The following is an 11,688-nucleotide window of genomic DNA, read 5'->3' on the forward strand; positions in this document are numbered from 1 at the left end:
CCTCTTTTCGCGCGTTATTATTAGAGCAATAGCATTATATACTTGAATTTTTCTTTTTTGTTACAAAATGAGTTGACTAAATAGCCAAAAAACAAGCCGCCTGCGGTGAAATACACAGCAGGCGGTCTGATTGTCTTAACTGATGCTCAAAGCTTCGTATCAGGTGATGTGGATGGAACTCGTGATCTCGTCTCCGGCTGTTGTCTCTGCAGGAGCCGTTGTCTCATCAGAAGTAGCGCCTCCGACATTCCAAGTGATCGGGATGCTTCCGTCGAGAACTCCCGGAGGAGGCAGTAAGAGATGATCACCGCTGTTAGGACCTGTGTAAGAAGCGGGATCGAGCTTGTTGTATGTGATGATCTTAACGATCATCTCATCCCTTTCATTCTTGATATCGTAGTTGTAGACCTGATGGAACAGATCCCACCATGTTCTGAAGCCGATATCATCGGAGAATACGAAGTAACCGATAGGAGCGGAAGGATCCGGCAAAGTCGCCTGTGTTGACGGTGCCGTTGTCTCCGTCGTGGTCATTTCGGTGGAACTCGTTGCAACAGTTGTCTCTGTCGGCTTCGTCTTCTTGCTGCAGCCTCTTGCGATAAGGGCTATAACGATAACGATGCAGATGAGGAGTATCGCGAGGAATGCGATAAACATGTAGCCGTTGCGGTTGAGCTTCATCTTCTTTCCGCCGCCGTTTCCGCCTCTGCCGCCGGAAGCAGCCGTGCGCGGAGCGCTTCCGGTAGGTCTTCCGTTGTTATTCGGACCGGAACCGGAAGGTCTGTAAGATGTCTGACCCGGATTCGTGTACTGTGCACGCTGCTGTTCATCAGGCATTGCAGGCTGTGAATCGTCAGCCGAAGGAGTATAACCGTATGTCTGCTCTCCGCCGTATGCCTGGCCTTCCGGATTAACACCTAAGATATTGTTGAACCATTCGTCATCAAGTGATGCGGAAGAAGAAGCGGAAGCCTGGGGCTGTGCGTATTCGTCGCCGTATCCGCTCTGGCCCTGTGCAGTGAAATCCGTATATCCTTCCTGAGCACCATCAGGCTGATAGTAGGAAGAACCTGCATTGGGATCCTGGTATCCGGCACCCTGATATTCTGTGTAGCCGCCCTGAGGAGCCTGGTCATAACCCGGAACATATCCGTTGTTACCACTGTCGTAAGCGGGATAACCGCTGTTATCCATAGGTGCACCTCCCTGCATATCTGCCTGGCTGCCGTATGAACCGAAACTGCTCTGTTCTGCAGTTGAGAAGGACTCTGCACCGTAAGGCTGATACGGAGGAACTGCCTGTCCTGCATCCACAGGTGCTTCCGCACCGGCATAATCGCCATAGAAAGACGTATTTTCTGCAGGCTGGGATACATTCTGCTCCGAACCTACTGCATTAACAGGATTGTTATAGTTATCAGAATCATAAAGCGGCATCTGAGGGATGTCCTCTGCCTTTGTCTGTGCCGCATCTTCTGCGCCGGTCGCATAGGCGGGACTGCCGAACGGGAGCATGATGTCATCCTGATCGGGAACCAGAGGTTCTTCCTGAGGAATGACGGGTGCTGCCGCGGGTGCTGCCGCAACTGCAGGCTCGGACTGTTTAGCCGTGAACGGGAAATCAACATTGAGTTTGTCTTCTTCCTTCAACTCAGGCTTTTCTTCCTTGAGTTCGTACTCGGGAACGGGAATCGAAGAAACTTCTTCTGAAGGAACAGGTTCTTCCCTGGGTGCAAGACCGTCATCTCCGAATACGAGCGGAGGAGTATTCTTGAGTTCCTGTGCACTTGTATTTCCGTAAGGATCGAAAACGTCCTCAGCCTTTGCCGCAACTTCTGAATCGCCTGAATCGGCCTTTACTTCGCCGGGTGCAAAAACTATCTCCTCGGGCTTGTTGACTACTGCGGGAGCAGGAGGAACAACCACGGGTGTTTCTGCAACAACGGGGATTACCGGAGCTGCGGGTACGACGGGAGCCGCCGGGACAACAGGTGCTGCGGGCACAACAGGTGCAACAACAGGGATCTCGGGAACGATGGGCTCCTCTTTAAGTTCTGAGATATCCGTCTCTTTTGCGGCTTCCTTATCTTTGGCTTCTGAGATAGCCTGTGCGAGTACTCCGCCGCCGGCCGTAAACAGAGAATTGATATCAGTAACAGGCTTTGTCGGAGAATCGTCAGTAGTATCGAAAGAAAACTCCGTCTTCGATACTGTCTCCATGACAGGTGCGGACCCCGTTACGAAAGGATTGGCGGGAGTCACCGGCGTTGCAGGTTCGCTGTCAACATTGAATACGAAAGGTGAATCGGCAACAGCGGCTTCCTCTGCCTTTGCAGCTGCCTCAGCATCATTCTGGGCGGATTCCTTCATCTCGCCGAATATCTTCTTCATGGCATCTTCAGCCGAAAGTTCTTCAACAGCTTCCGAACTGTCAGGGAATTCCAATGCGCCTTCAGGTATCTTCTGTGCTTCAGGCTGACCTGACTTGTCACCGAACTGGACGCTGCCGTCTGCAGGTGCCGCAGCTGCGGGAGGAACAACGACGGGAGCTTCGGGTGTAAGGCTAACAAAACCGGCATCTGCGATAGCCTTTGCAGCAGCACCGACCTCACCGCCTTCTACCGTGGACTCAACGAGTTCATGGCTCTCGTCTTCGTAATCCTTAGTCTTCTTCTTTTTGCCGAACAGGCCTCTCTTTTCTTCCTTTGTAACGCTCTCAACGAAAGAGATCGAGATCTGCATAGGAGTGTTGGGCATCCTTGCGGAAGCCTGTGTAAGGATGAGACCCGCAGCATCGCACTGGTCCTCGGCATCAGTAAGGATCCTGAGGATCTCTCTCTGACCCAGGGCATCGTAGATCGACTTGTTGCAGAGGATGATGCAGTCATCGGGGGTAAGCGTGAAGAAATTCGACCAGAGAGCATTGGCTGTCTTGGAAGAGCAGTAATACTGGAAGTCCCCTACTCTGTTGCCGTATGCATCGATGGGCTCCATCGGAATGCCTGCATCAGTCAGCGGGAACAGGGTATCGTCTCTGTAAAGGAATGCGAGACCGCCGCCGATGGTTACGGCAAAAGCCTCGGAATCTCTGACGATGACACCCGTAAAATAGGGATCTCTCGTCTCATTGTCCATGAGTTTGGTCGTTCCGGCTACTTCAACTGCAGTAGACAGGAACTTCTCGATCATTGCGTCGATCTCTTTGTGACCGTTCTTTACCTCGTTGCAAAGGCCGCGGAGCTGGGGCTCGAAAGGCGGGATAGTTCCGGGTTCAAAGCCTTCGATCGTAGGGTGTGTGAAGAGCGAGAAGAAGAATCCTCTCTCATCTTTGTCGATAGTGATATCGGCCTGTCTGGTCTCTCTTTTACCGCAAAGTCTTCCGTCAAGATAGAATGCGTCTGTAAGCGTACTGGAAGGGAAATAGCGCGCAGTCAGCGTGCTTGCAAGCCTTGTTAAGGTAGCCATGAGCCGTCCTCCGTATAAATATTCAGGTTAATTATAACACAACGTTATTTATCTCAAACAATTTATATTAAATTTAATTAAAAGGTAATTTTCGCGGAAACCCAATAAAATAAGGCCCTTCGGGATGCATCTTTATGCATGTTCCCTCAGGGCCTTTGGTGTATTTTTGTGGCAACGGATCAGTTAAGGAGACTGTCCGCCTTTGCTTCGATCTGTTCGAAGGTACCTGTGCCCGCATCAAGATAAGCCGTATGTATGGCTTTTTCCGACGCATTCGGATGACGATTGTGAAGGTTATCCATTATCTTTTGCGTCCAGAGATAACCCATGCCGTACTTGGCATAATAACCCGGATCCGTGACAACGAGTGTATAGATCTGTGCCAGATCATCCCCGGTAACACTCAGTCCGAAGCCGTTGAGATAGTCGACACACTCCTGTAGCGACCAGTTCTCGAGATGGATGCCGTAATCGATCCTTGTGCTTACGAGTAATGTAAAGACATCATTATCCTTAGCCAGTGTGAGAAGATCATCATTGCCCGGATCCACAAAGTACTTGGCGGAATAGTGCTCGACATACGTCGCCCAGCCCTCCATATAACCTATCGACCCGCCGAGATACATATACGGGTGATTGGTGTGCGAACGGGTATAGAGCGACTGGAACATATGCCCCGGGTATGCTTCATGGGCAACTGTCGTACCGAATTTGTCGTCAACATTCGAATTGTTCACGATGATGAGATTGTCATTGTAATCATCAAGGTGGAAACCCAGATATGCGGCGGGAGAAAAGTTCTCCTCAAACACTTCAGGCACATCCATGATGTAATACTCATGCGCGGGTATGTCCGGAAAGTCCGCCTTTACCGCCTGCCTTAAATAATCGAGATTCTCGTTTATGCCGCCTTTAGTTAACTTAAGTTTCAGGAAATCATAGTACAGTGTTATGTTCTTGGAGACAGTGGCGGTGAGTTCCGTGTAAGTATCATCTATGCTCCTGTCAAGCGCTGCGGCGCTTGCTTCCGGACTTGTGCTTTTGTTGGTCATCTGCCTCGTGATCATGGCGTAATAAGCATCTCCGCCCCTGTATTCGCAAAGACCCGCGTCGACACCGCCTGAACCCTTAAGAGCCCTCATGCGCTCGGCGCACTCTTCGAACTCCGGAAATACAACTTCCTTCATCGCCTTCTCGTGTTCCGAGATAAGTCTGGACCTGTCGGCAGAAGACAGTCCGGATATGTTATCGAGCCTTTCCTCAAAAGACTCATAAAGGAAACAATCATCCTTTTGCTTTACGAGATTATCGAAAGACTTGGCAGCTTCCTCGTAACTCGTGTCGGACGACGCAAATCCCAGAGATGCTCTTGTCTCCTCGTATTCGCACATCTCATCGTAATATCTGTCGATGTCTTTCATCAGCAGGATGTAATTTTCAGCATCCTTAACCGTATCAAACTGAATGACATCCATTATGAAAAGCACTTCGGACTGGGGACCGACAAGATAATTGAAGAGCATCGTATAGTAGTTGAATGCGGAATAAGAGCATGAATAAATGCTCTCCTCAAGGTCATATACGATCTTGTCATAGCAGAGCCTGTCATCACCTGTCAGCGACTCATAATCAATGGTCAGCAGCAGGTCAAGCTGTCCCTGATAGAACTCCCTGGTCTCATCGAGCTGATCCACGGAACCGATATCTCCCCAGGAAACTTCATCAATACTGAATCCGAAATCCTCGGGATGCTCAAAATAGATCACGATATCAACATAATCCGTTATATCGTGATGAATCAGCGTATATTCAACGTCCGAGAGAAGCTCCGCTGCTTCAGTTCCGCTCACGTTGCCCCTTGAGTGTGACGGATGCACCTCTTCATATGTTGCAACATGATCCGGATAGGTCAGCGTGTCAGACGTCGGAATGTAATTGCCGTAGCCTCCGGGGCCCGAAGTGGGATCCGTTGTCGGATCCGCAGTCGGATCCGCAGTCGGATCGGACGTGGGATCTGACGTGGGATCAGTTCCCGTCTCAAAAGTGTAAGTCGGGTCTGTACCCCGTCCTCCTTCAGGCTTTGTCCCGCTTTCGGTACGCCTTCCTCCGCCGGACGAACCGTGTCTGGAACCGCCGCACGCTGTCATTGATAATGCGACAGCCGCACAGCAGATCACTGCAAGCAATTTAGTCTTAAAATCTTTCATTTCACAAAATACCCCTTCTATCCACATCCTTATTCACTGTCTTATATTTCAAAGACGATTTGAATGATACCACGAAAACACCGAAAATGCTTATTCCCGGGCTTCAGGCTCATAGAGCATGTCATCATCCCATTCCTCATTCTCGATCATCTCTATCCGTTCCCTTACGGCATCATGATCCACCATTCCCTTTGAATCCCTGGGCAAGGAAACGAAGAATATGACCTCCGAAGGCCTCATGGCTTCATGGAGCATCGACTCACATTCGGACTTTATCCTGTCCCTGAGGTCCTCCATCAGGGAATTGTCATAGAAATATTCTTCCTCCGGCACTATTGCCGAGATGAGAACAGGACCTTCCGGCCTCTCTATGATGACCGAATAGGATTCGACAACGCCCTCCGTCATCTGGACGGTCTCATCGACCTTTTCGGGATAGACCGGATAACTGTTGATCCTCGCCTCTCTCGATTTGTTGCCGACAAGGTAGAACATCTTGTTTCCGTCCTGCTTGCCTATCATGCCTGTGAAGAACCAGTTTCTCCCGTCAGGCATTTTTCTGTAATCAGGGTCACCGGAAAGATCCGCACCTGATGCGACAGGCGTGCATACCGCGATCTCACCTTCCGCACCTTCAGGCATGTCAAGTCCCGTCGCACTGTCCGCCACGCGCATGATCACTCCCGGCAGAGGGAATCCGAGCAGTCTGTCACTCTCAAGATCTGACGGTCCGTAGGCAAATGTCAGTATCTCGTCACAGCCTGACACGGAGCATACCGACAGCTTTCTCTTCGAATTCCTTGCTATCTCAAAAAGCGTCGCCTTCTGGCTACTCGTGAGAAGTCCTCCTCCGACGATGATCCTGTCAACGCTCCTGAGTATATCCGTAATGCGTCCCGCCTTATTGATCGAAGCAACCGTGCTGTTATATCCGATGAGCACATCGGGTCTGTAACGCTTTATCGCGAAAAATATCTTTTCCGCGTCATACCACGTAAACAGCAGCACAGACTGTCCGCTGCACAGGACACTGTGTATTCCGACAACGAATCCGAAAGAGAAACAGCACTCGTTAAGACAGAGCATCCTCGCGGGTTTTCCCGTCAGATCCTCATTAGCCATAAATACCATGCGCGTCAGATTGGCGGATATGTTTATGCTCTTTGCCGTAAGCACGGTCGCGATCAGTTCCTGCCCGGCAACGCTCGGGAAAAGATATACCGCCGGTCTGGTATTGTCCCTGTCAACGCCCGCCTGGGATTCCGCAGGGATATCAGGCATGCCGGCAACATCTTTCCAGTATAGCAGTCTGATGCCTTCGGGGATATTGCGCGGCTTGGGTTTGTCATAACCCGACAGCGGATAGAACGGAAATGCCAGACGGTCTCTTCCGGTCACGGAATATTTGTATTTTCCGATTATCACGGTCGTGATCTTCGTATTCTTCAGACTTTGGGAATAATTAAGGAACTGGTTGCAGCTCATAAGGCAGAATTTTGCGCCGACGGAATCAGCAAAGTGCTCGAAATGCTCAGTCGAAAGATCCGGAACCGAAAGCACTGCAGAAGCGCCGATCTTATCAAGAGCATAGACGCTTATGATGCTTAGCGGGTTGTGACCCATCATAAGGATCACTTTGTCGCCTTTTCCGACACCGAGTTTTTTCCAGCACGCCGCAACTTCGTCGATCCTGCTCAAGAGCGAGGAATAAGTATATTTACGGGAGCCGTACTCAATAGCGGTCCTGCCCGGATATCTGGCGCTGACCCTCTTGATGCGCGTGTAGAGCGTATCATCTGAATCCGTCTCGGGATTTGCATATTTCCCTGGATAAAAAACGTTCCAAAGACTCTCCAAATCTTCTCTCCGTCAAATACTGAAGCAGCATAAAGCCGCGGTTTACGAAATATCCTGCTGAATATTATACACCGCATGCCCTTCCTCAAAAACTTTTAAACCGGAGCGCAGGATAACAGACATTCTTTTGTGCATATGTACGATAACTTTTTTGAATTGCTGTTTTTTGCGCGTGATAAAATGTTCGCAGATTATTTTCAGAGGTGAATGCTATGAATATCAAGCTTAACGAACATTTTCTCGACGTAAAGGAAACATACCTTTTTTCCGATATCGCAAAGCGCGTAAAGAAATTCCAGGAGGAGAATCCCGGCAGAGAGATCATCAGGATGGGCATAGGTGATGTTACACTCCCCCTCCCCGCTTCAGTTGCTTCAGCAATGGAAGATGCGGCCAAGCAGATGGCTGTCAAGGAATCATTCCGCGGATATCCGCCGGAATACGGGTACGATTTTCTGAGAAATGCCATAGCAGATCACTACAAAGCCATCGGAGCAGCATGCGTAACTCCCGACACGGTATATGTTTCTGACGGTGCCAAGAGCGATCTCGGAAACTTCCCCGATATCTTAGGCGACAATCCTGTCATCGTTCCCGACCCCGTTTACCCGGTATATGTGGATTCCAACCTCATGAACGGCAGAAAGATTTCTTTCGCCGGCGGAACAAAAGAAAACGGATTCCTGCCCGAGCCCCCTTCTGGCACGGACATCGAGCCTTCCGTCATCTACATCTGCTCACCAAACAACCCCACGGGCGCAGTCTACAGCCGCGAGGGACTGAAGGCATGGGTCGACTTCGCAATTAAGACAGGATCTCTCATAATCTTTGACGCAGCATACGAAGCATTCATATCCGAAGACAAGCCTCATACGATCTACGAGATCCCGGGTGCGGAATCATGCGCTGTCGAGATCTCTTCCTTCTCCAAATTCGCCGGCTTCACCGGTGTAAGATGCGGATGGACCGTAGTGCCCGATGCCATCGAAGCAAACGGCATCAAGCTCTCCAAGTTCTGGGCAAGGCGCCAGGCTACAAAGTTCAACGGCGTATCTTATGTCACACAGGCCGGCGCAGCCGCATCTTTGTCAGGCAAAGGCCTCGAGGACTGCATGGCAAATATCGCTTATTACAAGCGCAACGCAAAAGTGCTTGCCGAAGTATTCTCCGAAAAAGGCATATACTTCACTGGCGGAGTCAACTCCCCCTACATCTGGCTCGAGTGTCCTGACAATATGGGCGGTTGGGATTTCTTCGATTCCATCCTTAACAGGTTCGGGATCGTCGGAACTCCCGGCGAAGGCTTCGGCACGAACGGTACGGGGTTCTTCCGTCTCACTGCTTTCGGTTCTTACGAGAACACGCTTAAAGCTTGCGAATACTTCAAGTCTTTATAAACATTTTTTGTCCCATAATCGGTGTCCGCCTCTGATATAATCCAGGTAATAAAGTATCGGACGGACAAAGATATGGCTAAGAAGACTACTTTTTTCTGCAAGGAATGCGGTTACGAGACTTCGGGATGGATGGGCAGATGCCCCGGCTGCGGCATGTTCAACACATTCGTCGAAGCCCCGTCTTCGAAGGAACCCGCAAAGGCAAAGACTGATTCCCCGGCGCTTACCGCAAACCGTTATTCATGGACAGATTCCGCGGTAACGGTAAGACTTAAGGATGCGGGAAAAGAGACATACAAGAGGCACTCGACCGGCATGGCAAGCCTGGACAGGCTCTTCGGAGGCGGAGTCACCGAAGGCTCCGTTACACTCGTCGCCGGCGAACCCGGCATAGGAAAATCCACCATACTCATGCAGCTTGCCGACGCATATCAGGCTGACGGTGAAGTCCTCTACATCTCCGGAGAGGAATCACCAGCCCAGATAGGCATGCGCGCATCAAGACTCAAGATAAAAAGAGACATCCTCATTTGCGGAGAGACAAGGTTCGAAGCGATCGCCGAGCAGATAAAGATGCACAAGCCGTGCCTGGCCATCGTTGATTCCATACAGACTCTCTATTCCGAACAGGTGGCGGGAACGCCCGGCGGAGTCGCGCAGATACGCGAAGTCGCTGCAGGTCTCATCAGGATCGCAAAGACAAACAACATCACTGTCATAATGGTCGGACACATAGCCAAGGACGGCTCGATCGCGGGACCGAAAACCATAGAACACATGGTCGACACGGTATTGAGCTTTGAGGGTGATACCACAGGCGGATACAGGATAATCAGGTCCGCCAAGAACAGATTCGGCCGCAGCAACGAGATAAGCTTTTTCGAGATGGGTGAGACAGGTCTCATCCCGGTCGACAGTTCCAAGGCACTGCTTGTAGCGGGAAGACCTCTTAACAGCCCGGGCTCCGTGCTCACTTCAACGCTCGAGGGCAACGACGCCCTGACCATCGAAGTCCAGGCTCTCTGCACCGAGACTGTCTACCCCAATCCCCAGAGGATGACGTCAGGCCCTGAAAGAGGCCGCGTGCTCATGCTGCTTGCCGTATGTGAGAAGATACTTTCACTGGGACTTACATCCAAAGACTGCTTCATAAATGTCATTGGCGGACTGAAGGTTAGCGATCCTGCCACGGATCTTGCTGTCTGCATCGCGGCCGTATCTTCCGCGAGAGGGGTCAGCTGCCGTGCTGACACGCTGATTCTGGGTGAGGTAGGACTGTCAGGCGAGATCAGGCCTGTCAGCAGGATCCTGAAAAGGTGCCTTACCGCCGCAAAACTCGGCATAAAGACAGTCGTTCTTCCCGGAAGTTCGAAGGATGCTTTGGAGAAAGAACTCTCCGGTCTCTCGTCCGGTGCATTCGGAGATGATCCCGTGCCTGAATTCATTTATGCGGATAATCTTAAGGAAGCCGTCGATATCCTTTTTTCATGATCTGAGCGAGGTGCTGTTATGAACCGTAAATGCTTTTTTCTCATACCTGCCGCAGGAAGCGGAACCCGCATGGGCGCCGGTCAGCCGAAGCTCATGAGAAACGTTGAGGGCAGTCCTGTCATCCTGAGGACGCTCGGCGCTCTCGCCGGAGTAGCAAGAGAGGGCTATGCCGGATTTGAATACAGGATGGTGATCGTAACGACACCCGATCTCATCGGCATCCTTAAGGCAATGTGTGCGGAATATTTCCCCGACATCACCACGGTATTCACATTGGGAGGCGATACGAGAACAGGATCTGTCGCTCTCGGACTTGATGCGATCACAGATGCCGGGGAAGACGACCTGGTGCTGGTTCACGACGGCGCACGGTGCCTCGTTACATGCGAAGAGATCACCGCGTGCATCGACGGACTTAAGGATCACACGGTCTGCGCTTCCGCCGTTCCCGTCAAGAATACCCTGAAGGAAGTCGAGATCACTCCGTCAGGCGAAGTCAGGGTTACGGATACACCCGACAGATCGAGATTTTTCGAGATACTCACTCCCCAGGGATTCAGATACAAAGACATCCGCATGTGCTACACAAGAGCAACAGAGGACAATGTGACCGCGACCGATGATACCGCGCTTGCTGAAGCCTGCGGCCTTGATGTCTTTCTGACCAAAGGATTGTATTCAAATCTTAAGATCACGACGCCCGAAGATATCGCCATAGCATCAGAGATCGTAAGATCCAGGGGCGAGAGCGAGCCTTTCCACGACTGACGTTCAGATCTCTTTAGCGAATGTAAGGATGCAGAATACCTGTATTCCTTCACCGCGTCCGAAACCGGTCAGACCCTCACCGGTCGTAGCCGTAATGCCGACAGATGCTGCCGGGATATCAAGTATCTTTCCGACAGATTCCTTCATCTGAGGAATATGGGGCATGAGCTTGGGTTTAAGGCATTCGATGGTCAGAGAACAGTGGATGATCTTTCCGTCAGTCAGATACTCAAGCGCTTTCCTGAGATAAACGGAACTGTCCTTTATACCTTCTCCGAGACAGAGTTTGTCAGCTTCCCCGCCCAGGATGTTTACGCCCGTGAAACCGGAAACGGCATTCGTTATCGCATGATAGACGACATCACCGTCGCTGTTTGCGAGGATCGGTCTGTCAAACGGGATGTCGATCCCTCCGAGCCTTATGGAAGTCTCTCCGCAAGGCTCTCCGAATCTGTGGCTGTCCTGTCCTATCGTACTTACCGAAATGATATTTCCCATACTGT

The 11,688-nt window shown here is 50.9% G+C and carries 7 protein-coding genes; 3 read left to right on the plus strand and 4 right to left on the minus strand.

The genetic code is table 11. The annotated features are described in order from the left end of the window. Positions 1-159: 159 nt before the first annotated feature. The 3 genes from BO18_RS16895 to BO18_RS16905 all read right to left on the minus strand — a co-directional run bounded on the left by BO18_RS16895 (position 160) and on the right by BO18_RS16905 (position 7,529). Complete coding sequence (locus BO18_RS16895) at positions 160-3,465, minus strand: hypothetical protein (protein ID WP_034448215.1); 3,306 nt, start codon at positions 3,463-3,465, stop codon at positions 160-162. 179 nt (positions 3,466-3,644) lie between these two features. After that, positions 3,645-5,672, minus strand: coding sequence for a DUF885 family protein (locus tag BO18_RS16900; RefSeq protein ID WP_034448216.1), 2,028 nt, complete (start codon positions 5,670-5,672; stop codon positions 3,645-3,647). A gap of 90 nt (positions 5,673-5,762) precedes the next feature. After that, positions 5,763-7,529 carry an AMP-binding protein gene (locus tag BO18_RS16905; RefSeq protein ID WP_034448217.1) on the minus strand — a complete coding sequence of 589 codons (1,767 nt, stop codon included), beginning with the start codon at positions 7,527-7,529 and terminating at the stop codon, positions 5,763-5,765. A 212-nt stretch (positions 7,530-7,741) separates the two neighbouring features. Here BO18_RS16905 and BO18_RS16910 point away from each other — a divergent pair, with 212 nt between their 5' ends. From BO18_RS16910 to BO18_RS16920, 3 genes are all read left to right on the plus strand, one after another. After that, complete coding sequence (locus BO18_RS16910; RefSeq protein WP_034448218.1) at positions 7,742-8,926, plus strand: LL-diaminopimelate aminotransferase; 1,185 nt, start codon at positions 7,742-7,744, stop codon at positions 8,924-8,926. Positions 8,927-8,998: 72 nt separating this feature from the next. Further along, positions 8,999-10,417, plus strand: a complete 1,419-nt coding sequence (gene radA, locus BO18_RS16915) for a DNA repair protein RadA (RefSeq protein ID WP_034448219.1) — start codon at positions 8,999-9,001, stop codon at positions 10,415-10,417. An 18-nt stretch (positions 10,418-10,435) separates the two neighbouring features. Beyond that, complete coding sequence (locus tag BO18_RS16920) at positions 10,436-11,185, plus strand: IspD/TarI family cytidylyltransferase (RefSeq protein ID WP_034448220.1); 750 nt, start codon at positions 10,436-10,438, stop codon at positions 11,183-11,185. Positions 11,186-11,188: 3 nt separating this feature from the next. Here BO18_RS16920 and ispF read toward each other — a convergent pair whose 3' ends face one another. Next, complete coding sequence (ispF, locus tag BO18_RS16925; RefSeq protein ID WP_185752488.1) at positions 11,189-11,683, minus strand: 2-C-methyl-D-erythritol 2,4-cyclodiphosphate synthase; 495 nt, start codon at positions 11,681-11,683, stop codon at positions 11,189-11,191. Between the last annotated feature and the right edge of the window lie 5 nt (positions 11,684-11,688).

Source organism: Butyrivibrio sp. AE2032 (assembly GCF_000702965.1).

Excerpts from the sequence above, each read along its gene's own strand:
- BO18_RS16895 (WP_034448215.1), bottom strand. The coding sequence starts at position 3,465 with ATGGCTACCTTAACAAGGCTTGCAAGCACGCTGACTGCGCGCTATTTC.
- BO18_RS16900 (WP_034448216.1), bottom strand. The coding sequence starts at position 5,672 with ATGAAAGATTTTAAGACTAAATTGCTTGCAGTGATCTGCTGTGCGGCT.
- BO18_RS16910 (WP_034448218.1), top strand. The coding sequence starts at position 7,742 with ATGAATATCAAGCTTAACGAACATTTTCTCGACGTAAAGGAAACATAC.
- radA (WP_034448219.1), top strand. The coding sequence starts at position 8,999 with ATGGCTAAGAAGACTACTTTTTTCTGCAAGGAATGCGGTTACGAGACT.
- BO18_RS16920 (WP_034448220.1), top strand. The coding sequence starts at position 10,436 with ATGAACCGTAAATGCTTTTTTCTCATACCTGCCGCAGGAAGCGGAACC.
- ispF (WP_185752488.1), bottom strand. The coding sequence starts at position 11,683 with ATGGGAAATATCATTTCGGTAAGTACGATAGGACAGGACAGCCACAGA.